This window comes from Mycolicibacterium lutetiense, assembly GCF_017876775.1.
GTDB classification, from domain to species: Bacteria; Actinomycetota; Actinomycetes; order Mycobacteriales; family Mycobacteriaceae; genus Mycobacterium; species Mycobacterium lutetiense.
On record NZ_JAGIOP010000002.1, the window covers coordinates 788,625 to 810,485 of the forward strand.

The 21,861-nt window shown below is 66.9% G+C and carries 17 protein-coding genes and 1 pseudogene; 3 read left to right on the forward strand and 15 right to left on the reverse strand.

The window, feature by feature from the left end; genetic code table 11:
- From carB to JOF57_RS13100, 7 genes and pseudogenes are all read right to left on the reverse strand, one after another.
- Positions 1–3,360, reverse strand: coding sequence for a carbamoyl-phosphate synthase large subunit (gene carB, locus JOF57_RS13070; RefSeq protein WP_209917035.1), 3,360 nt, complete (start codon positions 3,358–3,360; stop codon positions 1–3).
- The gene (gene carA, locus JOF57_RS13075; RefSeq protein ID WP_209917036.1) at positions 3,361–4,497 is read right to left on the reverse strand and encodes a glutamine-hydrolyzing carbamoyl-phosphate synthase small subunit; all 1,137 of its coding nucleotides are present in this window, start codon (positions 4,495–4,497) and stop codon (positions 3,361–3,363) included.
- The gene (locus JOF57_RS13080; protein ID WP_209917037.1) at positions 4,494–4,994 is read right to left on the reverse strand and encodes a PH-like domain-containing protein; all 501 of its coding nucleotides are present in this window, start codon (positions 4,992–4,994) and stop codon (positions 4,494–4,496) included. Before JOF57_RS13080 ends, carA begins: the two co-directional genes overlap by 4 nt.
- On the reverse strand, positions 4,991–6,352 hold the full coding sequence (locus tag JOF57_RS13085) for a dihydroorotase (protein ID WP_209917038.1): 1,362 nt from the start codon (positions 6,350–6,352) through the stop codon (positions 4,991–4,993). Before JOF57_RS13085 ends, JOF57_RS13080 begins: the two co-directional genes overlap by 4 nt.
- On the reverse strand, positions 6,349–7,305 hold the full coding sequence (locus JOF57_RS13090) for an aspartate carbamoyltransferase catalytic subunit (RefSeq protein WP_209917042.1): 957 nt from the start codon (positions 7,303–7,305) through the stop codon (positions 6,349–6,351). The genes JOF57_RS13085 and JOF57_RS13090 overlap by 4 nt, the downstream gene beginning before the upstream one ends.
- Positions 7,302–7,859: a bifunctional pyr operon transcriptional regulator/uracil phosphoribosyltransferase PyrR gene (gene pyrR, locus JOF57_RS13095; protein WP_209917045.1), complete on the reverse strand. Its 558-nt coding sequence runs from the start codon at positions 7,857–7,859 to the stop codon at positions 7,302–7,304. The genes JOF57_RS13090 and pyrR overlap by 4 nt, the downstream gene beginning before the upstream one ends.
- Positions 7,860–7,960: 101 nt before the next feature.
- Positions 7,961–8,218 (reverse strand): annotated as a pseudogene (locus JOF57_RS13100) (MFS transporter); the annotation flags it as partial.
- 24 nt (positions 8,219–8,242) lie between these two features.
- On the opposite strand from JOF57_RS13100, the gene JOF57_RS13105 reads away from it, so the two are divergent.
- Positions 8,243–9,445: a serine hydrolase domain-containing protein gene (locus tag JOF57_RS13105; protein WP_209917046.1), complete on the forward strand. Its 1,203-nt coding sequence runs from the start codon at positions 8,243–8,245 to the stop codon at positions 9,443–9,445.
- 28 nt (positions 9,446–9,473) lie between these two features.
- Here JOF57_RS13105 and JOF57_RS13110 read toward each other — a convergent pair whose 3' ends face one another.
- Both JOF57_RS13110 and JOF57_RS13115 read right to left on the reverse strand, forming a co-directional pair.
- Positions 9,474–9,677 (reverse strand): hypothetical protein, encoded by a 204-nt coding sequence (locus JOF57_RS13110; protein ID WP_209917050.1) that lies wholly within the window; start codon positions 9,675–9,677, stop codon positions 9,474–9,476.
- Positions 9,678–9,731: 54 nt separating this feature from the next.
- On the reverse strand, positions 9,732–12,341 hold the full coding sequence (locus tag JOF57_RS13115) for a helix-turn-helix transcriptional regulator (protein WP_209917052.1): 2,610 nt from the start codon (positions 12,339–12,341) through the stop codon (positions 9,732–9,734).
- A gap of 184 nt (positions 12,342–12,525) precedes the next feature.
- Between JOF57_RS13115 and JOF57_RS13120 the strand changes: the two genes are divergently transcribed.
- Positions 12,526–14,760: a zinc metalloprotease gene (locus JOF57_RS13120; protein ID WP_209917054.1), complete on the forward strand. Its 2,235-nt coding sequence runs from the start codon at positions 12,526–12,528 to the stop codon at positions 14,758–14,760.
- On the forward strand, positions 14,757–15,056 hold the full coding sequence (locus tag JOF57_RS13125) for a hypothetical protein (RefSeq protein ID WP_209917056.1): 300 nt from the start codon (positions 14,757–14,759) through the stop codon (positions 15,054–15,056). The genes JOF57_RS13120 and JOF57_RS13125 overlap by 4 nt, the downstream gene beginning before the upstream one ends.
- Before the next feature lie 19 nt (positions 15,057–15,075).
- Here the strand turns inward: JOF57_RS13125 and JOF57_RS13130 are convergent, their stop codons facing one another.
- The 6 genes from JOF57_RS13130 to JOF57_RS13155 are packed head-to-tail and all read right to left on the reverse strand — an operon-like array spanning position 15,076 to position 21,792.
- Complete coding sequence (locus JOF57_RS13130; protein ID WP_209917058.1) at positions 15,076–17,772, reverse strand: fumarate reductase/succinate dehydrogenase flavoprotein subunit; 2,697 nt, start codon at positions 17,770–17,772, stop codon at positions 15,076–15,078.
- The gene (locus JOF57_RS13135; RefSeq protein WP_209917060.1) at positions 17,769–18,518 is read right to left on the reverse strand and encodes an ABC transporter ATP-binding protein; all 750 of its coding nucleotides are present in this window, start codon (positions 18,516–18,518) and stop codon (positions 17,769–17,771) included. Before JOF57_RS13135 ends, JOF57_RS13130 begins: the two co-directional genes overlap by 4 nt.
- A complete protein-coding gene (locus JOF57_RS13140; RefSeq protein ID WP_209917062.1) occupies positions 18,515–19,372 on the reverse strand; it encodes an ABC transporter permease in 858 nt (285 codons plus the stop codon). The genes JOF57_RS13135 and JOF57_RS13140 overlap by 4 nt, the downstream gene beginning before the upstream one ends.
- On the reverse strand, positions 19,369–20,799 hold the full coding sequence (locus JOF57_RS13145) for an ABC transporter substrate-binding protein (protein WP_209917064.1): 1,431 nt from the start codon (positions 20,797–20,799) through the stop codon (positions 19,369–19,371). The genes JOF57_RS13140 and JOF57_RS13145 overlap by 4 nt, the downstream gene beginning before the upstream one ends.
- Positions 20,800–20,809: 10 nt before the next feature.
- Complete coding sequence (locus JOF57_RS13150) at positions 20,810–21,037, reverse strand: 4Fe-4S dicluster domain-containing protein (protein WP_209917067.1); 228 nt, start codon at positions 21,035–21,037, stop codon at positions 20,810–20,812.
- On the reverse strand, positions 21,034–21,792 hold the full coding sequence (locus tag JOF57_RS13155) for a GntR family transcriptional regulator (RefSeq protein WP_209923327.1): 759 nt from the start codon (positions 21,790–21,792) through the stop codon (positions 21,034–21,036). Before JOF57_RS13155 ends, JOF57_RS13150 begins: the two co-directional genes overlap by 4 nt.
- Between the last annotated feature and the right edge of the window lie 69 nt (positions 21,793–21,861).

Here is a 21,861-nt window from a genome sequence, read left to right on the forward strand (position 1 = left end):
TCAGCGCGATTCCAGCTCGCTGTGCAGCTCCTGTAGTGACATCACACCGATGTCGCCGCGGATGGCCGCCTCGATGCCCTGCACCGCAGCCGAGGCGCCCTGCACCGTCGTCACGCACGGGATGTTCATCGACACTGCGGCCGAACGGATCTCGTAACCGTCGACACGCGGCCCGGCATTTCCGTACGGCGTATTGATCACCATGTCGACCTCGCCTGCCTTGATGGCGTCGACGGAGGACGGCAGGGGACGGTCGTCGCCTCCACTCGGCTGTTCTGAGTGCTTGCGCACCTCGTCGCAGGGAATACCGTTGCGACGCAACATCTCTGCGGTACCCTCGGTGGCCAGCACCCGGAATCCGAGATCAGCCAGCCGCTTGACCGGGAACACCAGCGAACGCTTGTCGCGGTTGGCCACCGACACGAAGACGGTTCCCGAGGTCGGCAGCGACCCATAGGCCGCGGTCTGGCTCTTGGCGAACGCGGTACCGAAGTCGTGGTCGATACCCATCACCTCGCCGGTCGACTTCATCTCCGGTCCCAGCAGCGAGTCGACCTGGGCACCGTCAGCCCGGCGGAACCGGTGGAACGGCAGCACGGCTTCCTTGACCGCCACCGGGGCGTTGCGGGCGATGGCCGCCCCGTCGCCGGTCTTGTTCAGAAGACCCTCGGCACGCAACTCGGCGATGGTGGCGCCCAGCATCACCCGGGCACAGGCCTTGGCCAGCGGCACCGCGGTGGCCTTGGACACGAACGGCACCGTACGGCTGGCGCGCGGGTTGGCCTCCAACACGTAGAGCACATCGTCCTTGAGTGCGTATTGGACGTTGAGCAGACCTACCACGCCGATGCCGTGGGCAATGGCCTCGGTCGCGCGGCGCACCGCTTCGATGTCGCTGCGGCCCAACGTCACCGGGGGCAGCGCGCATGCCGAGTCGCCGGAGTGGATACCGGCCTCCTCGATGTGCTCCATGATGCCGCCGATGTACACCTCGTTGCCGTCACACAGCGCGTCGACGTCGATCTCGATCGCGTCCTCAAGGAACCGGTCGACCAGCACCGGGTGTTCCGGGGACAGCTGGGTGGCACGGGTGATGTAGCCCTCCAGGGTGGCCTCGTCGTAGACGATCTCCATGCCGCGACCGCCCAGCACGTACGACGGGCGCACCAGCACGGGGTAACCGATGTCGGAGGCGATCCGCCGGGCCTGCTCGAAGCTGGTGGCGGTACCGAACTTCGGGGCCGGCAGTCCGGCGTTGACCAGAACCTCGCCGAAAAGTCCGCGGTCCTCGGCCAGGTCGATGGCGTCGGGCCCGGTGCCCACAATCGGGACTCCCGCGTCTTCTAGGCGCTTGGCCAGGCCCAGCGGCGTCTGGCCGCCGAGCTGCACGATCACCCCGGCGACGCCGGGACCGGTTCCGTCCTCGCCCTTACCCGAGGCGTCCTCTGCGTGGTAGACCTCCAGCACGTCCTCGAACGTGAGCGGCTCGAAGTACAACCGGTCGGCAGTGTCGTAGTCGGTGGACACCGTCTCGGGGTTGCAGTTGACCATCACGGTTTCGAACCCGACCGCACTGAGCGTGGTCGCGGCATGCACACAGCTGTAATCGAATTCGATGCCCTGGCCGATCCGGTTCGGCCCCGAACCCAGGATCAACACCTTGGGCTTCTCGGTCTGCGGGGCCACTTCGGTCTCGGCGGCGGGGTCGAGCTCGTAGCTGCTGTAGTGGTACGGCGTCTTGGCGTCGAACTCGGCCGCGCAGGTGTCGACGGTCTTGTACACCGGGTGGATGTCGAGCCGGCGACGCAGCGCCCGCACCCCCGACTCGCCGGCCAGTTCCGGTCGCAACGCGGCGACCTGACGGTCCGAGAGCCCGCTGTGCTTGGCCCGCCGCAGCAGCTCGGCATCAAGCACCGGCGCTTCGAGCAGTTCGGCGCGCAGCGCGACCAGACCGGCGATCTGCTCGATGAACCACGGGTCGACGCCGGAGGCCTCGGCCACCTGCTCGACGCTGGCCCCCAGCCGCAGTGCATGTTCGATGTCGTAGAGCCTGCCGTCGACCGCGGTGCGCAGACCGGTCAACAGCTGGTCGACCGTCAGATCGGGATCCGGGCCGGTCCAGAATCCGGCCCGGCTGGTCTCCAGCGACCGCATCACCTTGCCGAGCGCTTCGATGAAGTTGCGGCCCAACGACATCGCCTCACCGACCGACTTCATCGTGGTGGTCAGCGTGGCGTCGGCGCCGGGGAACTTCTCGAAGGCGAACCGCGGCGCCTTGACGACGACGTAGTCCAATGTGGGCTCGAAGCAGGCCGGGGTTTCCTTCGTGATGTCGTTGACGATCTCGTCGAGGGTGTAGCCGATGGCCAGCTTCGCGGCGATCTTGGCGATCGGGAAGCCCGTCGCCTTCGAGGCCAGCGCACTCGACCGCGACACACGTGGGTTCATCTCGATGACGATCAGGCGACCGTCGCGTGGGTTGATCGCGAACTGGATGTTGCAGCCACCCGTGTCCACACCCACTTCGCGCAGGATGGCGATGCCGAGATCGCGCATGATCTGGTACTCGCGGTCGGTCAGCGTCATCGCCGGGGCGACGGTCACCGAGTCACCGGTGTGCACGCCCATCGGGTCGAAGTTCTCGATCGAGCAGACCACCACCACGTTGTCGCGGTGGTCGCGCATCAGCTCGAGCTCGAATTCCTTCCAGCCATAGATCGATTCCTCGATGAGCACGTTCGCGGTCGGCGAGGCAGCCAGGCCCTCACCGGCCATCCGCTCGACGTCCTCGGCCGAGTACGCCATGCCCGAGCCCAGCCCGCCCATGGTGAAGGACGGACGCACCACGACGGGCAGGCCCAGCTCGCCGACCGTCTCACGGACCTCGTCCATCGTGAAGCAGACTCGCGACTTCGCGGACTCGCCACCGACCTTGGCGACGATGTCCTTGAACTTCTGCCGGTCCTCACCGCGCTGGATCGCGTCGAAATCGGCGCCGATCATCTCGACGCCGTAGCGCTCCAGGATGCCCTGGTCGTGCAGGGCGACGGCGGTGTTCAGCGCGGTCTGTCCACCCAGGGTGGCCAGCACGGCGTCGATCTTGTTGCCCCGCTCGGCCTGCTGGGCCAGGACCTTCTCCACGAACGCCGCGGTGATCGGCTCGACGTAGGTGTGGTCGGCGTACTCCGGATCCGTCATGATCGTCGCCGGATTCGAGTTGATCAGGCTGACCTGCAGGCCCTCGGCGCGCAGCACGCGGCAGGCCTGAGTGCCCGAATAGTCGAACTCACAGGCCTGGCCGATGACGATCGGGCCGGACCCGATCACCAGCACGTGCTTGAGATCTGAGCGACGTGGCATTTACTTCTCTCCTGCCATCAGGTCGACGAACTGGTCGAACAGGTATTCCGCGTCGTGTGGTCCGGCCGCGGCTTCCGGGTGGTACTGGACCGAGAACGCTCGCCCGTCGGCCAGTCGGATGCCTTCCACCACACCGTCGTTGGCGCAGGTATGGCTGACCTCGGCGGTGCCGAAGGGCGTGTCGAACTGCTCCCCCGCTTCACCTTCCAGGGCGAAACCGTGGTTCTGGGCGGTGATCGCGACCCGCCCGGTGATGTGGTCGATCACCGGGATGTTGATGCCACGGTGGCCGAACACCATCTTGTAGGTGGACCGACCCAGGGCGCGGCCCAGGATCTGGTTACCGAAGCAGATGCCGAACAACGGGATTCCGGCGCCAAGGACCTCACGGGTCACCGCCACGATCTGGTCGGCGGTCGCCGGATCACCGGGGCCGTTGGACAGGAACACCCCGTCCGGCTTGAGGTCGGCGATCTGATCGAAGGTCGCCGATGACGGCAGCACGTGGCTGCGGATCCCGCGCCGGGCGAAGTTGCGCGGCGTGTTCGTCTTGATGCCCAGGTCGATCGCTGCGACGGTGAACCGGTGGCCGCCTTCGGGTTCCACAACGTACGGGCTCCCCGTGCTGACCTGCCCGGCCAGGTCGGCGCCCAGCATCGAAGGCTGGTCGAGAACTCGGGCCACCAGCTCGTCTGTCGCGGCTAACGCGTCGCCGGAGAACACCCCGGCCTTCATCGACCCGCGGGTACGCAGGTGGCGCACCACCGCCCGGGTGTCGATTCCCGCGATGCCCACGATGCCCTGGCGGATCAACTCGTCGTCGAGCGTCCCACTGGCACGCCAGTTCGATGCCCGCGGCGAGGGGTCACGCACGGCGTACCCGGCCACCCAGATCTTGTCGTCGCGGCTTTCGCCGTCCTCGGTGTTCCAGCCGGTGTTGCCGATCTGCGGTGCCGTGGCGACCACGATCTGGCCGTGGTAGCTGGGGTCGGTGAGCGTTTCCTGGTAGCCCGACATGCCGGTGGAGAACACCGCTTCACCGAGGGTCTGCCCGACCGCTCCGAAGGTGGTGCCGGTGAAGACGCGTCCGTCCTCAAGTACCAGGACCGCCTTCTCATTGCTCTTGTTGCTCGTCATTCGTCTTCCTCCAGCCAGCGGTCGTACTCTGCGCGATTGTCGGCGCGGAACCCGGTGTCGATCTCGGTGCCCGAAGGCAGCCGCCACCTGATGGCCAGAATTCCGTCGTAAGTCAGTGCCTTGCCTGCGATTCCGCGCTCGGTCCTGATCGCGGTGACCGACTCGGCGGGAATCCAGACCGGGCCGGCCCCGCTGCGCTGCAACATGATTCCCTCGGGGTAGCGGGTCAGCACGGCCTTGGCCCGGAAGCCCAGGCTGCCCGCGGCCACCTTGTCGTTCCAGTGCGGCACCACCGTGCTGCCGACGTACATGCCCTTCATCGGCGGGATGATCGACGCGCTGACGGTGTCGGGCAGGGCCGGTAGGTTGCCGATCAGTTCGGCCTGGCGCTGGGCCCGATGCAACCAGCCGCGCATCATCTGGCGGATCAGGAACGCGATCAGCACGGCCAGCAGGCCGGCCAGTATCAGCGATGCGATCAGGGTGGGGGTGTTCACAGCGCTGACCCCCGGGTCGCTGTGCTCCTGCCCGCCGAAGCGGATCCCGACTTCCCGTGCAGCGCGGTGATCTTGCCGCGCAGCAGCGTGGCGGTGACCGTCGCCGGCAGAGTCATCGACTCGAAGGGCGTGTTGTCCGACCGGCTTGCCAGCCCGTCACCTTCGACCGTCCAGCTCGCGTCGGGATCGATCACCGTGAGGTTGGCGGGCTCGCCCACCTCCAGCGGCCGGCCCTGATCGGGCAGGCCGACGATGGCGGCCGGTGCCTCGCTCATCACCTTGGCCACGCCGCGCCAGGTCAGCAGACCGGGACGCACCATGGTCTCGGCTACCACCGACAGCGCGGTCTGCAGGCCGAGCATGCCCGGGCGGGCGACCGAGAATTCGCAGCACTTCTCGTGCTCGGCATGCGGTGCGTGATCGGTGGCGACACAGTCGATCACCCCGTCGGCCAAGGCCTGACGCAGGGCCTCGGCGTCGCTGGATTCCCGCAGCGGCGGGTTGACCCGGTTACGTCCGTCGTAGCTGGCCAACCGGCCGTCATCGAGCAGCAGGTGGTGCGGGGTCACCTCGGCGGTGATCGAAATACCCTGCGCTTTGGCCCATTTCAGCAATTCCACGGTGCCGGCGGTTGACGCGTGGCAGATGTGCACCCGAGCACCGGCATCGCGGGCCAGGATCGCGTCGCGCGCGACGATCGACTCCTCGGCCGCGCGAGGCCAACCTGCCAAGCCCAGCCGGGCGGCGGTGGGCCCTTCATGGGCAACCGCGCCGACGGTCAGCCGCGGCTCTTCGGCGTGCTGGGCGATGAGCACGCCGAGTCCGGTGGCGTATTCCAGCGCCCGCCGCATCACCAGCGGGTCATCGACGCACAGACCGTCGTCGGAGAACATCCGCACCTGGCCGACACCATCGGCCATCAAGCCCATCTCGGTGAGCTGCTTACCTTCCAGGCCCACCGTGACCGCACCGACCGGATGCACGTCGACCAGGCCCACCTGCTGGCCACGGTTCCAGACGTGGTCGGTGACCACGGCGGAATCGGCGACAGGATCGGTGTTGGCCATCGCGAACACGGCGGTGTAGCCACCGAGGGCCGCTGCCGCCGAACCGGTTTCGATGTCCTCGGCGTACTCGCGGCCCGGCTCGCGCAGATGGGTGTGCAGGTCGACGAAGCCCGGCAGCAGCACGTGGCCGGCGGCGTCGATCACCTCGGCATCATCGGGAAGACCAAGGGCGGAACCGATCTCGGCAATCTGCCCGTCGGCGATCAACACGTCGAGCGCGTCGCCCTCACCGTAGAGGCGCACACCGCGAATGAGCACCGGCGGATTCGAGTCTGCGATGTGTTTCGTCATACGCTGATCGCCTCCCGGTCCGCGCCAACCAGCAGATGGAACAGCACCGCCATCCGCACGTGGACACCATTTGAAACCTGTTGCAGAACAGCTGATTGCGAAGAATCAGCAACCGGAAACGCGATCTCCATGCCGCGCAGCATCGGGCCCGGGTGCAGCACCACGGCGTTGCCGGGCAGCATGGCCTGACGCTTCTCGGACAATCCGTACCGCACCGAGTACTCGCGGGCCGACGGGAAGAAGGCACCGTTCATCCGCTCGGCCTGCACGCGCAGCATCAACACCGCATCGGCCGCGGGCAACTCCGCATCCAGGTCATGCGACACCGTGACCGGCCATCCGGACACCCCTACCGGCAGCAGCGTCGGCGGCGCCACCAGGACCACCTCGGCACCGAGGGTGGTCAGCAGCGACACATTCGACCGGGCCACGCGGCTGTGCAGCACGTCGCCGACGATCACCACGCGCCTGCCCTCGATGGAGCCCAGCCGTTGACGGATGGTCAACGCGTCGAGCAGGGCCTGGGTCGGATGCTCATGAGTGCCGTCACCTGCGTTGATCACGCTGGGCCCCCCGCCCCCGTCCTCGGCGGTCCACTCGGCGAGCTGTTGCGCGGCGCCCGACGCGGGGTGGCGGATGATCAGGGCGTCGGCGCCGGCGGCGCGCAGGGTCAGCGCGGTATCGCGCAGCGATTCCCCTTTGACCACCGAGGATCCCGACGCGCTGACGTTGATCACGTCGGCGCTCATCCACTTGCCCGCGACCTCGAACGACACCCTGGTCCGGGTGGAGTTCTCATAGAACATGGTGATGACGGTGCGGCCGCGCAGCGTGGGCAGCTTCTTGACCTCACGGCCCAGCAGCGCCTCGCGGAAACGATCGGCGTCGTCGAGGATCGCCGTCGCGTCGTCACGGCTGAGGTCCGCCGCCGCCAGGAGATGACGCGTCGTCATTTCGAGATCACCACCCCATCACGGTCGTCGTCCTCGGCCAGCAGCACATGGACACTCTCGCTACGCGAGGTCGGCACGTTCTTGCCGACGTAATCGGCGCGGACCGGCAGTTCCCGGTGACCGCGGTCGACCAGCACCGCGAGCTGCACCACCCGTGGACGGCCGATGTCGCGGAGCGCATCCAGCGCCGAGCGCACCGAGCGCCCGGAATACAGGACGTCGTCGACGAGGATCACCACTGCGTCATCGATGCCGCCGGGCGGGATCGAGGTGGACGCCAGTGGTCGCGGTGGCTTGAAGTTGAGGTCGTCGCGGTAGAGCGTGATATCCAGGGCGCCGACCGGCAAGGCCACATCGGCGAACTCGTTGATCTTTTCCGCCAGGCGGGTGGCTAACGTCACACCGCGCGTGGGGATACCCAGGAGAACGACCCGCTGACGTTCGGCGGGATCATCGAGAGCGGTCTTCTCGATGATCTGGTGAGCGATCCGGGAAATGGTGCGGCCGACGTCCGACGCAGACAACAATTCCCGGTCGGTACCTGAAGAGCCCATGAGGTGACCCTGACCTCCTTCTCCGCCTCTCGGGACGGATCGTTAAAGGACGTCGAACTGCAGGGCAGCTTAGCAGGCCGCACACCTGCGGCCCGCCTCGGTCACCTCGCAGAGTCGCTCATGACGGCGTCCAATTCGGTTCCCTTTGTCTCGGGCAAAAGCACGGTCGAGAGGATGCTGACGACGACGAAAGCCGCCATCATCGCCCCAACAGCCCAGCTACCCAGCGTGGCCACCAGAACTCCGGCGACCAGCGGCGGAATCGCCCCGCCCACGATGCCGGCCAGATTGAACGAGAGGCCGGCGCCGGTATAGCGGTAACGGGTGGCGAAGATCTCAGGCAGGAACGAGGCGATCGGCAGTCGCCCGCTAACGTGACGCGGGTGAACCTCGACGGCAATCAATCGTCCATCCGTGAGGCCATCGACGCCGGCCTGCTGGCCGGAGCGGTGACCCTCGTGTGGCAGGCGGGCCGGATCCTCCAGGTCAATGCCCTGGGCCACCGCGACGTCGACGCAGGGCTGCCGATGCAGCCCGACACCATCTTCCGGATCGCCTCCATGACGAAGCCCGTCACGGTGGCCGCGGCGATGATGCTGGCCGAGGAGGGCAAGTTCGCACTGAACGAACCGGTGACGAAATGGCTGCCGGAACTGGCCGACATGCGGGTGTTGCGCGAGGCCCGCGGCCCATTGGACCGCACCGAGCCCGCACGGCGGCCAATCACATTCGATGACCTGATGACCCATCGCAGCGGCCTGGCCTATGTGTTCTCGGTCCTGGGCCCGCTGGCATCGGCCTACGGCAAGCTGTCGCTGCGCCAGGATCAGGACCGCTGGCTCGGCGAGGTGGCCACACTACCGTTGGCCCATCAGCCGGGTGAACGCCTCACCTACAGCCACTCCACCGATGTACTGGGGATCGCACTGTCCCGGATCGAGGGCAAGCCGCTGGCACAGGTGCTGTCCGAACGGATCTTCGAGCCGCTGGGCATGGTCGACACGGGGTTCTCGGTCGATGCGGCCGGCCGGCGACGGGCGGCGACGATGTACAAACTCACCGCCGACAACACCTTGACCCACGATGTGATGGGGCCGGCGCCGATCACCGATCCCCCGTTCTGCACAGGCGGGGCAGGGTTGTTCTCCACCGCCGACGACTATTTGAGGTTCGCCAGGATGTTGTTGGCCGGCGGCACGGTCGACGGGGTACGCGTGCTGTCCGAGGAGTCGGTACGGGTGATGCGTACCGACCGACTCACCGCCGAACAGAAGCAGCACCCGTTCCTCGGGGCACCGTTCTGGGTCGGCCGGGGCTTCGGCCTGAACCTGTCGGTGGTGACCGACCCGGCGAAGTCACGCCAGTTGTTCGGCCCCGGCGGATTGGGCGCATTCAGTTGGCCCGGCGCCTACGGCACCTGGTGGCAGGCCGACCCGTCGGCGGATCTGATCCTCATCTATCTGGTCCAGAACCATCCGAATCTCTCGGTGGACGCGGCCGCTGTCAGCGGCAACACCTCGACCGCGAAACTTCAGATGGCACAACCCCGATTCGTCCGGCGCACGTATCAGGCGCTGGATCTGTAGTCCTGCCGGCCGAGACAGTGCCGGCGACTCAGGATTTCGCGGTTGAACCCAGTGCCGCGGCCAATTTGGCTTCGGCGATCCGGTAGATGCCATCGAGCGCGGATTCCTCGACACCGAGGTACTCGCACACCCACTCGCGCGTCACGCCGGCGTCACGCAACCGCAGTGCCAGGGAGTACGGCAACGGCAGCTGCCGCAGCGCCCGTTCGTGACAGTCGCCCTCGTCGGCCATCGATCCAGGATGAGACGGTTCGGCCGAACCAGAGCGAGTATCCCACTACCCGAATCAGCGGCGGCGCCGTCGAGGTAGCAGCGCGATCAGTTCGGCCCTGGTAGACACGCCGGTTTTCGCCATGGCGCGGTAGATGTGTCCTTCGACGGTGCGAACCGAGAGGCGCAACCGGTCGGCGATGGCCCGGCTGGACAACCCGGCGCCGATCAGCATCGCGATCTCGCGTTCCCGGTCGGTCAACGGCAGACGTTCGGCGGCGGCGAGCAACGCCGGCGTGACCGCGCCACCGCAGGCTTCGGCCAGTGCGGTGGCCCGCGTAGCCGCCGCCAGGGCCGACCCGCGCATGTCCTTGCGTCGATACGCCACCGCCGCCCGGGCGGCGGCGTCGGCCGCCGCCACCATATCGCCGAATACCTCGAATTGTGTTGATGCCGTTGCCAACCCGTCGCCGTCTTCGCGGCCCAGGGCTCGGCACAGCAGGGCAGCGGCCCGGACCCGCGGCCCCTCCACGAGACCGGTCAGCTCGTCGAGCCGTTGGGTACCGGAATGGTTGCCGAACTGTGCCGCGGTCTGCAGGCACAGCACTTCGGCCGCCAATTGTCCGTTGGCGCGGGCGGTGTGGGCGGCATCCAATGCGACGTCGATGGCCTCCGACACCGCCCCTTGGCTCGCCGCGACCCAGGCCCGCACCAAGGCGTGCTCGTAGCCGAGGTAATGCCAACTGGGATGCCGGCATTCGTCGAGTTCGACCATCGTCGTGTCGTCGGCCAGACCGCTGATCGCCAGTGCTGCGGCCCTGGGCAACTGGAAGCGATAGGCGAATCCGTTCGTCTCCCCCGCCGCGCGCATCATCTCGACCGCCGGATCCAGCAGGTCGGCCGCGTCGCCGAGTTGTCCGGCCCCCGCCGCGACACGACCCGTCAGCGCCATGCCGAACAGCTGTGCCGCACCGGGTAGCTCGGCGGCCTGCCGGCGGAGCTGCTCGGCTTCCTCACGCGCCTCACGGATCCGCCCGGCCAGCAGCAGCGCCCCGATATGTGCGTCGGCGATGACGAACCGCGTGTGCGCCGCGTCGAAGGAACCGTCGGTGATGCGGTAACCGACCCGGGCGGCCATTACGGCCTCCTCGGCGCGGCCCCCATCACCGCACGATGCCCCCACGGCCCACGCGGTCACCGCACCCACGATGGCAGGCAGTGCCTCGAGGTCCAGGTGGCTGGATGCTGTCGCGGCGCGCTCCGGATCGCCCATCGCAGCCCAGTACACCGTGTAGAAGGCGTCGATGCAGCCCCGGGCGGCCGCCGGGATGGTTGTCGCCGCATCGTCGACATGCCGCTTGGCGCCGGCTGGGTCGCCGAGCGACCACAACATGTTGGAGGCGCGCAGGAAGGCCAGCCGGGCCCGCCCGTCGTCGGTGAGGTCGGCGGTCTCGATGGCGGCGAGCACCGCATCCGAATCCTCACCCCGGCTCAGCCACGACAGGGCATGGGCCCGAATGAAATTCGCCTCGACATCGCCACCGGCCTCGATCGCCCCCCGGGCCAACCGGTCGGCCAGCGTCAGATCGGACAACCACACCGCACCCTGCGCCGCCCGGGTCAACAACTCGGGATCGGGCGGCAGATCCGAATCGAGCATCAGCGTGGCCCGCCGTACCACCACCCGCATGGAATCACAGTCATCCCGGTCAGCGAGCGCGGTGGCCACCAGCCCGCGCAACCGGCGCAGCCGGGAACCCGGCACCCGGTTGCGTCGCACCTCGGCGTACAGCGGGTGGGCGACCCGGACCTCTCCGTCGGCGGGATCGATCGTGATCAGACCGCGGGTTTCGGCCGCAGCCACCGAATCGGCGTCGGTGATCGCGGCCAGCCGCTCCAGCTGGATGGGCTCGGCCACCGCGAGGACGTCGATGACCTCGCTCACCGACGGCGGCAAGGCACCGATGCGGCTCTCGATCAGTTCGACCAGGCCCGGCGGCATCACCGGGTCTCCGGTCCACCGCCAGCACCCGTCCTCGCAAGCGAGCCGGCCCTGGGTGACTTCCTGTTCGACGATGTTGCGCAGGTACAGCACATTGCCGCGGGCCAGCCGCCACAATCGTTGCGCTGCTTGCCCATCGATCGGTCCTCCGAGCGCGGCGGTCAGCAGTTGGGTCGACTCGTCCCGGGACAACGGCTGCAGGTCCAACCGCTCGAACCGGCCGCGGTCGCACGCGGTCAGAACCTCCGCAGGCACGGGTGCACCGGTGCGCACGGTCAGCAGCAGCTTGGCCGCGCCGCCTTGCACGATCTGCTGCAACACGAAGCCTGACAACCCGTCGAGCAGGTGGGCGTCATCGATGCACACCAAGACCGGCCGGCCGTCGGATGTCCCGGTGAGACCGTCGATCACCCGGCCGACCAGTGTCGCGCTGTCCACATCCGAGGTCCCCACCCACCGTGCGAACGTCCCCAATGGCAGCGCCCGGGCGGCTGATGTCCCTACCGCCCAACGGGTTTCATGACCATTGACGCTCACGGTCGAGAGCGCTTCACGGGCGATACGGCTCTTGCCAACCCCGGCAGCCCCATAGATCACTATCCCGGACAGTTCGGCGGAGGCCAGCGCGGCGTCGATCAGCTGGGTCTCCTCCAACCGCCCCGTCAGCGGCCAGGCGAGTCGCACGCATCGAGATTAAGCCGACACCCGGTCGTTAGGACCGGTAACGACAAATTTCGACGCTGCCAGAATTCCGGGCCAAACCGAAATTGAAGTAGTGCGGTACGCGCGTCAGCTCTGAGCCGGCCCTGGAACGGTGAGTATCTGTCGATCCAAGGGGGATCTGGCGCGAGTGGAGAGGTTCGTAGAGATGACTGACATCGAGATTCCGGCCAATCGCGGCCGCAACGATATCGACCTTGCGGACGGCGATCTCACCGAAGGCTTTGACGAGCTCGAAGCCCCGATACTTCCCATTCCTCCGTGGCTCATCCCAGCCGCAAGCGGGCTGTACACATGGCGACTCGTGGATGTCCTGAGAGGAACCGGTCGAGAGGTTGCGCTTCCTCCGATTCTGTTGCGGCGTGAGGAATTACGTCTTGATGTCGATCGACGGTACCCGCAGATGACCGCGAGTGGTACCTCGTTCGCCGTGACCGAGCGCTACCACTGGGTCGCGTCGCTGGCGAAGATCGGAGCCAACCATTGGGCTGGTCCGATCTGGTTCAAGGATGGCAATGCCGCAGCCTTCGGATACACCAATATCGATGTCACCGTTGTGAAGAGCCCGTTTGTCGATCAACGGTCGGCAAAGGTCACTTTCAGTGGCGGCGGACAGAGATCCCTCACTCGGATCTATCGCTGGACATCGTCAGCGTTTCATCCTGTCGAGTTCGAGTTCGACCACACGCCTGACGCCAACCCGGTGTATGCCATCGATACCCATGCGCACCCGAACCGGCCGGCGTCATTGCCGTCGGAGAACTTGTCGATCGAGGATGTGTTCGCCCGCGCGGGATTCAACGTGACCAAGTCGAGCGGCGACAGTGTCGTTCCCATCGGTGGCGCCGGCGCCAACGGAACGTGGAGCGATGCCGAGATGCACGATGCCATGCAGACCTACTGGTCGCGTTTCAAGAACGCGCCGCAATGGTCGATGTGGACCTTCTGGGCAGCGCTGCATGACCAGGGAACGTCGCTGGGCGGGATCATGTTCGACGATATCGGGCCCAACCACCGCCAGGGCACGGCAATGTTCACCGAAGCTTTCATCAAGAACCCGCCCGCAGGTGACGCGGCGCCCGATGCCTGGGTGGCACGTATGCGGTTCTGGACTGCAGTGCACGAGATGGGTCACGCTTTCAACTTGGCCCACTCCTGGCAGAAGGCGCTCGGTACACCGTGGATTCCGCTTTCCAATGAGCCTGAGGCACGTTCGTTCATGAATTACCCGTACAACGTCCAGGGCGGTCAGGGGGCGTTCTTTGCCGACTTCCCGTTCCGTTTCAGCGATCCCGAGTTGCTGTTCATGCGCCACGCCCCCTCTCGTTTCGTTCAGATGGGGAACGCCGACTGGTTCGACCACCACGGCCTTGAACAAGCCGAACTTGATGGCCAGTCGACGTATCGCGTCGAGGTCCGGGCCAATCGGGACAAGCCGGTATTCGAGTTTCTTGAGCCCGTCATACTCGAAGTCAAGCTTACGAATACCGGCAGCCAGCCCAACCTTCTACCCTCGACTGCGGTCGACCCACAGGACGTCCTGGTGATCCTCAAACAGAAGGGTAAGCCGGCCCGCCAATGGATGCCGTACTCACGGCAGTGCCGCGAGCTCAACATGACTGTCCTACAACCGGGCGAATCGATGTACCAAGCGCTACCGGTTTTCGCCGGGCTGAACGGTTGGGACGTTTCTGATCCCGGGGTCTATCAGATTCAGGTTGCGGTCGACGTCGGCGGTTCGGTGGTCACGAGCAGCCCGTTGCAGCTGAGAATCGCACCACCCCGAAGCTGGGACGAGGAAGACGTTGCCCAGGAGTTCTTCTCCGAGGAGGTGGGCCGCACGCTGTCGTTCACGGGTACGGCAGTCCTGGCCTCAGCCAACGAAGTGCTGCGGGACACTGTCGAGCGGTTACCGCACACCCGGGCAGCGATCCATGCCGCGGCGGCTCTCGCGGCACCGCTCGCAAAGGATTACAAGATGCTGATGATTCCGGAAGCGTCGCCGATGGCGGCGAATCGCGTGGCCGATTCGGGCGGCATCGTCGAACAGCGGCCCGCTCGCGTCGATGATGTGGTGAAGTTGATCGGAGACAGTGTGACGACACTTGAAGCAGCAGAAACCTTTGGCCACATCACCTTCCGCCGCAACGTGGAGGCGATCAACCAGGCTCTGGCCACGAGTGGCGCAGTCCAGCCCGCTGCGGCCATCCAGCAGTCGTTGGGCGACATCCTCGGACAACGCGGCGTTCTGCCTTCCGTGGTCGAGGCGGTCGATGACAAAGCCAAGGCGCTCGCCGCCGCCGCGTCGACGGGGTCTGGGAAGAACCGGCGAACCAACGGCGGCAACGGGGACCTGCGGGTGCAGAAGCGTCGGAACTCGTGAAGCTGCACATCGAACTGCAGGAGGGGTGGGGCGGCGATCTCGTCGAGGTCAGCGTCGGCGGCAAGCGAGCATACGACGGCCGCCCCACCACCCGAATGCAGACGGGCTATGCCGCCGGCGTTGAAGTTGATCTACCCGACCCGGAAGAATCGGCGATCGTCGAGGTCCGGCTTCCTGATCGCGGCATCATCGCCCGCCACGAGGTGAGCATCAGACACGAGACCTGGATCGGCCTCAATCTCGAGGGCGACGAGGTGCGGGTACGCGAACAGCCCGAACAGTTCGGATACGTCTGAGCTGTGGGTGCGGGCCCGTTCAGTCGGTCAGCGCCTGACGCGCGTAGGCGCGTACGTCGGCATCGGTGTCGTCCAACGCCACGGTGAGCGCCTCGCGGGCCGTCGACTCCGAGCCCGCCCACCGGCTCAGGCTCAGCACAGCCGCCTTGCGGACATCGAGGTGCTGGTCATCCAGCGCCCGCGACAGAATGGGCACCGCGACCGCGGACGCCGCCCCGGCCAAGGCCCGCGCCGCGCCCTGGCGGATCTGCCAGGCCGGTTCGGTGAATGCCTTCTCGACACTGACCAGGTCATCGTCAGCGCAACCGACGGCGCCGAGGGACGTCAGGGCTGCCGCCCGCACCAGCGGGTCGGGGTCGTCGAGTGCCTTGCGCACCGCGGCGGCGCCGGCCCGCAGGGTCGCGAGGCCGCCCACCGCGGCGATCCGCACTTCCCGGTTGCCGTCGGTGGTGGCGGCCGCCACGCCCGCGTGATCGTCGACCGACACCAGGGCCCGCACCGCTTCGATCCGTACCCGGTGGTCGGGATCGGACGACGCGGCTCGGTACGCCTGGGCGCTGCCGACGCGGCGGGAGCTCAGCAGGTACACCGTCACTGCACGGACCACCGGGTCCGCGGAGGCCAGTCGGTCGGCGAAGGCGCCCGGATTCGGCAGGACTTCGACGAGTTCCCGGACCGCGTCGGCGGTTTCCCGTCGCACCCCGGCGTCACTATCGGCCAGTGCAGCCACCAGTGCGGGCTGGTACCCGTCGGGCAGATGCTCGACGAGGGTGGCGACCGCGGTGCGACGCACGCCGGCATCCGGATCCGCCAGGAAGGTGCTCAGATCGTCCAGTGTGGGCTCCTCCAAGGCCAGGACCGCAGCGATCCGTGGTGACGGCGGCTGCGCGGATTCCGGGCGGACCCGGGAGTGCTCGGCCGCCGGAGCCCTGCCCCCGTGCAGATGGGGCTGCTCGACTCTCGCCACCGGATCCTGCGAAGTAAGGTGGTCCAGCTCGGGCACCGCGACGAAATACGGTGCCACCGGCCGTTTCACGAACTGCATGGCGCCGTCGACGTCCTTGTAGAGGTTGAGGTGGTAACGCCACTCCTGATCGTCCCGCTGAGGCAGATCGGCACGTTCGTGGTAGAGGCCCCAACGTGATTCGGTCCGGGTCAACGAGGACCGGGCCGCCATCTCCGCGCAATCACGGATGAAGGACACCTCGGCGGCGCGCATCAACTCGTGTGGGGTGCGGGCCCCGATGCCCTCGACCTCGGCTGCCATGCGCTCGAAGGTCTGCACCGCGATCGACAGCTTGGTGGCGGTCTTCGGCGGTGCCACATAGTCGTTGACGAACCGTCGCAGTTTGAACTCGACCTGTGGTTGTGGCGGACCGTCCGGATGCCGCAGTGGACGGTAGATGAGCTCGTGGGCCTGCGCCACCTGCTCGGCCGGAAGTTCGGCCGGCGCCGCCACCTCCGACAGCGTCGAGGCCGCGTGCTCACCGGCGAGGTCCCCGTACACGAAGGCGCCGATCATGTAGTTGTGCGGGACGCACGCCAGGTCCCCGGCCGCGTACAGGCCTGGCACCGTGGTGCGGGCATGCTCGTCCACCCACACACCCGAGGCGGAATGCCCTGAGCACAGACCGATCTCGGAGATGTGCATCTCGATGTCGTGGGTGCGGTAGTCATGCCCACGGTTGGCGTGGAACGTGCCCCGGGTGGGCCGTTCGGTGGTGTGCAGGATGTTCTCCAGCGTGGTCAGCGTCTCATCAGGCAGGTGGCTGACCTTGAGGTAGATCGGGCCTCGGGCCGATTCGATCTCCTCCTTGACCTCGGCCATCATCTGGCCCGACCAGTAGTCGGAGTCGACGAACCGCTCCCCCAGCGCATTGACCTGGTAACCGCCGAACGGGTTGGCCACGTACGCGCACGCCGGGCCGTTGTAGTCCTTGATCAGCGGATTGACCTGGAAGCACTCGATTCCGGAGAGTTCGGCACCGGCGTGGTAGGCCATGGCGTACCCGTCACCGGCGTTGGTGGGGTTCTCATAGGTTCCGTACAGATACCCGGACGCAGGAAGCCCGAGACGGCCGCACGCCCCGGTGGACAGGATCACGGCCTTGGCCGCGACCGTGACGAATTCGCCTGTACGGGTGTTGAATGCCGCGGCGCCGACCGCGCGGCCCTGATCGGTGAGCACGCGCACCGGCATGAGCCGGTTCTCGATCCGGATCTTCTCTCGCATCGATTTCTGGCGCAGCACCCGGTACAGCGCCTTCTTGACGTCCTTGCCTTCGGGCATCGGCAACACGTAGGCGCCGGAGCGGTGCACACGCCGCACGGCGTATTCACCGTGCTCGTCCTTCTCGAACTTCACCCCGTACCGCTCCAGCCGCTGCACCATGGCGAATCCACGGGTCGCGGTCTGATAGACGGTGCGCTGGTTGACGATTCCGTCGTTGGCCCGGGTGATCTCGGCGACGTAGTCCTCAGGTTCGGCCTTGCCCGGGATGACGGCATTGTTGACGCCGTCCATCCCCATGGCCAGCGCCCCGGAGTGCCGCACGTGCGCCTTCTCGAGCAGCAGTACCTGGGCACCGTTCTCGGCTGCGGTCAACGCGGCCATGGTGCCCGCGGTGCCGCCGCCGATCACCAGGACGTCGCAGTCGATCCGGACCGCCTGCGAAATATCCGGGGCGACGTGCGAATGTTCAGTCAGTTCTGTCATGGTTGCTCCAGGGCGGCGATGATCTCGGCACGCAGCGCGGATCGTTCGGGATGGTCGGTTCGGGGCCGGCCCACTTCGATGAGGGCGCGCAACGGCTCCCCGGCACGGCCCAGCACCGCAACACGGTCACCGAGGGTGAGGGCCTCGTCGACGTCGTGGGTGACGAACACGATCGTCGTCGGATGGGCCTTCCAAGTGTCGATCAGCAACCGCTGCATGGCCGCCCGGGTCTGGGTGTCCAGCGCGGCGAACGGTTCGTCCATCATGACCGCGCGGGGCGCACCGGCCAGGCCGCGGGCGAGCTGGACCCGCTGCCGCATACCGCCGGAGAGATTCTTCGGCAGGAAGTCGGCGAACCCGGACAGGCCCACCTCATCGATCCAGCGGTCGGCCCGTTCACGCCGGGTCGCTTTCGGTTCGCCCCGCAACTGCAGGGCCAGCTCGACATTCGATCGCACCGTCCGCCACGGCAGCAACGCGCTGTCCTGGAACACCATGCCGCGGTCGCGTGAGGTGGTGGTGACGGGTTCGCCATCGGCCAGTACCCGGCCGCCGTCGGGCCGCAGTAGTCCGGTCAGCGCGCGCAGCAGCGTGGACTTGCCGCAGCCCGACGGGCCGGTGAGCACCAGGATCTCGCCGGGCTGCACGGTAATGCTCAGATCATCGATCACCGGAGCACCGGTGTAGGACAACGTGATTCCGTCGATTTCCAGCCTCATTCCCCGGCTGGTCAATGTTGTCGTCATCGCACATTCTCCTCTGCGCGCGGGAGCCAGCGGGTGGCCCGGCGCCCGATCACCTCGACCGCCGCGGCGGTGAGGAAACCGAGCACACCGATCGTGATGATTCCGACGAACACGTCGGGATAGTTCAGCACCGTGTACGCCTGCCAGGTGCGGTAACCCACACCCAGTCGGCCCGAGATCATCTCGGCCGAGATCACGCAGATCCAGGCCACGCCCATGCCGACCGAGAGCCCGCCGAACAGTCCGGGCAGGACGCCGGGCAACACCACCTGGCGCAGCACGTCGAGACGACCACCGCCCAGGGTGCGCACCGAGTCCTCCCAGATGGTCGGAAGGGCACGCACCGCATGCCGGACGCTGACCATGATCGGGAAGTAGGCCGCCAGGAATGTGATGAACACGATTCCCGCCTCATCGCTCGGGAACAACAGGATCGCCACCGGCACGATGGCGATCGCCGGGATCGGCCGGGCCAATTCGGTGAGCGGGCCGAAGATATCGGCGAACCATGCGGTGCGTCCCAACAGCACTCCGGTGATCACGCCAACCACCGCGGCGAGACCGAATCCGGTGAGGATCCGAATCAGGGACTGACCCAGATCCAACCAGTACTCCGGTGTCCCCAGCCGGTTCACCAGGGCCGCAGTGATTTCGGTGACGGTGGGCAGGGTGTCGAACCGCAGACCGAACCGCACGTCGTTGGTGGTCAACACCTGCCACAGGACGATCGCGCTGACCACCGACGCCAGGCGCACCAGGCGGTGAGGCCAGGCCGAGGGCGTCCGGCGGATAGGGCCGGCCCCCGGCCCGGCCGGAACGTCGACCGCGGCCGGAGCGGTGTCGGTGGCGGTCACACCGCACCTGCCAGCGCTTGCCGGTAGCCGACGATCGCCGCGCCGGGATGCACCGTGGTGTAGCGCTCGGCACCGGCCTGGGTTCCGAACGGCAGGTAGCCCTCGGTGCCCGGAGCGGGCAAGCGCACCCACACCGCCTTGTCGGCGAACCACCGGGTTCCCAGTTCGGCATCGGAGATATAGGCGGCGCGGACTTTCTTGCCCTCGCCTTCAGCCTGCCGGATCGCCTTGAGCAGGCAGACCGGCGTCGCGGCCACCGTGGTGGTATCCGAACCGTCGAGCCAGAGTTCGCCCGCGGTGGCCGGATTGTCGACGGCGCCGCCGCAGACCGGGTCGGTGCCGCTCAACGCCGACGGGTTGGTGTTGGAACCCAGCGCCTTGTCGTAGTCCTGGCCGCGCGCGGAGAACGCCGCGCGCAGCGGCCCGTCCTGCACGAAACCGGGCACCTCGAGGTCGGCGAAGTTGTCGATCGACTTCAGGTATGGCACATCGCCTTTGAGGGCGTCGATCAGCGACGGTTTGAGCGTGGTGTCGAACGAGGTGCCGCCCGGCCCGTTGTACAGGTAGACCACCTCCTGCGGCAGCCCGCTACCGTCGGCGACCAGACGGGCTGCCTCCAACGGCTTGGTGTTGAGAAAGTCGGTGGCATCCAGTTGGGCCTGCAGGAAGGCGTCGAGGACCTCCGGATGGTCCGCCGCGTACGCCCGGCGCACCACCACACCGTGCAGCGTCGGATAGTTCAGCTCGGCCCCGTCGTAGAGCAGCTTGGCCTTGCCCTGCTGGACCAACAGCCCGGGCCACGCGACGAACTGTGAAAGCGCCTGAATCTGGCCGGATTCCAGCGCTGATGCGCCCACCTGCGGCTGCTGGTTGAGCACTTCGACACCTGTCTTGGCATCGATACCGGCCTTTCCGAGCGCTTGCACCAGCATGCCGTGGCCCGCCGAACCGACGCTGGCCGAGATCTTCTCGCCGGCCAGATCGGTCAACGACTTGGCCGGCGAATCCGGTGCCACCACAACCATGTTCAGCGCACCCTTGGGGTTGTACCCGGTGACCGAGACGATCTCGGTCCTGGCGCGTTCGTTGGCCTGCGTCTTGGACCCGTTGATGAGCATCGGGTAGTCACCCATCGAACCGATATCGATCTTCTCGGCGACCATCTGCGCGGTGATCGGTGCGCCGGTGTCGTAGTCCTGCCACGTCACGTTGTACTTCGTGCCGGTGCGGGTGGTGATGTCGGCCAGTCGGCGTTCCAAATACCCCTGGGCGCGCAACAGCGTTCCGGCGGTGACGGTGTTGATGGTCTTGGACTGGTAGCCGATGACGACATCGACGGTGCCGGCCGCTTTCGTCGCCGAGTCCAGGGAGCAACCGGCGGTCACGAACGTGAGACCGGCGGTGAGGGCGATCAGGGCTGTTTTCACTTCAGGTCCTCTAGCGGATGAGGTAGGGCATGTTGACGGTGACGGCTCCGGTGGGACAGCGAGCCGCGCAGGGCCCGCAGTACCAGCACTCGTCGACGTGCATGAAGGCCTTACCGTTCTCGGGATTGATGGCCAGCGAATCCAACGGGCAAATATCGACACACAATGTGCAACCCTTGATGCACAGGGACTCGTCGATCGTCACCGGGACATCGGCGCGTTGGTTGACCAGCGTCATGCGTCTCTCCTAATAAGGTTGCCGCGCATGGTGATTCGGTCACCACGCATCCTGATGTATTCCAGGTCGACGGGCGTGCCGTCATCCAGGCTGGTCAGCCGTTCGGCCATCAGCAGCGCCGATCCGGCCGGCACCTGCAACGTCGCCGCCGAATGCGGGTCGGCCGAAACCGCTTCCAGGGCAAGGCTCGCTCCGCCTAGACGCCGCCCACTGACCCGTTCGATGAGCGCGAATATGTCATTGCTCTCCAGCGGGTGGCCGATCACCTGTTCCCCGATTGCGGGCGCCAGGTAGGTCAGATCCAGCGACAGTGGAAGGTCGGCGAGATAGCGCAGGCGCTCGATGAACACCACCTGTGTACCCGGCTCGAGTGCCAGCTTGCGCGCCACCGCGGGCGGGGCCGAGAGCCGCTGCACGGCACGGACTTCGTTACGCACGTCGCCGTAATCCTTGAAGGTCTCCCTCAGGCCCACCAGCGCGTCGAGTCCGTGATCGTATTTGCGGGCCGCCACGTGCGTACCCACCTTGGTGCCGCGGTCGATCAAGCCCTCGGCCTTGAGTACGGCGAGGGCTTCGCGGATGGTGTTGCGGGAGACGAAGAATTCGGCGGCCAGCTCCGCCTCGGCCGGCAGGGCGCCGTCGTAGGCGCCGTCATAGATCTGGTGCCGCAATACGTCGGCCACCTGGCGGGCCTGATCTGCGCGCGCACGGCGGTTCGGCAGGAATGCGGGATGGGCTTCGGGCTGCGACGACACGCCATCAACGTAAGGGGCGATTCGGGGGCCTCGCAGCGCGACGATTTCCCCGTCGGCGCAGGTTAACGG

Coding starts and splice junctions, on each gene's coding strand:
- JOF57_RS13135 (WP_209917060.1), bottom strand. CDS start 18,518: ATGACGACAACATTGACCAGCCGGGGAATGAGGCTGGAAATCGACGGA.
- JOF57_RS13090 (WP_209917042.1), bottom strand. CDS start 7,305: ATGACGACGCGTCATCTCCTGGCGGCGGCGGACCTCAGCCGTGACGAC.
- carB (WP_209917035.1), bottom strand. CDS start 3,360: ATGCCACGTCGCTCAGATCTCAAGCACGTGCTGGTGATCGGGTCCGGC.
- carA (WP_209917036.1), bottom strand. CDS start 4,497: ATGACGAGCAACAAGAGCAATGAGAAGGCGGTCCTGGTACTTGAGGAC.
- JOF57_RS13085 (WP_209917038.1), bottom strand. CDS start 6,352: ATGACGAAACACATCGCAGACTCGAATCCGCCGGTGCTCATTCGCGGT.
- JOF57_RS13120 (WP_209917054.1), top strand. CDS start 12,526: ATGACTGACATCGAGATTCCGGCCAATCGCGGCCGCAACGATATCGAC.
- pyrR (WP_209917045.1), bottom strand. CDS start 7,859: ATGGGCTCTTCAGGTACCGACCGGGAATTGTTGTCTGCGTCGGACGTC.
- JOF57_RS13130 (WP_209917058.1), bottom strand. CDS start 17,772: ATGACAGAACTGACTGAACATTCGCACGTCGCCCCGGATATTTCGCAG.
- JOF57_RS13110 (WP_209917050.1), bottom strand. CDS start 9,677: ATGGCCGACGAGGGCGACTGTCACGAACGGGCGCTGCGGCAGCTGCCG.
- JOF57_RS13150 (WP_209917067.1), bottom strand. CDS start 21,037: ATGACGCTGGTCAACCAACGCGCCGATGTCCCGGTGACGATCGACGAG.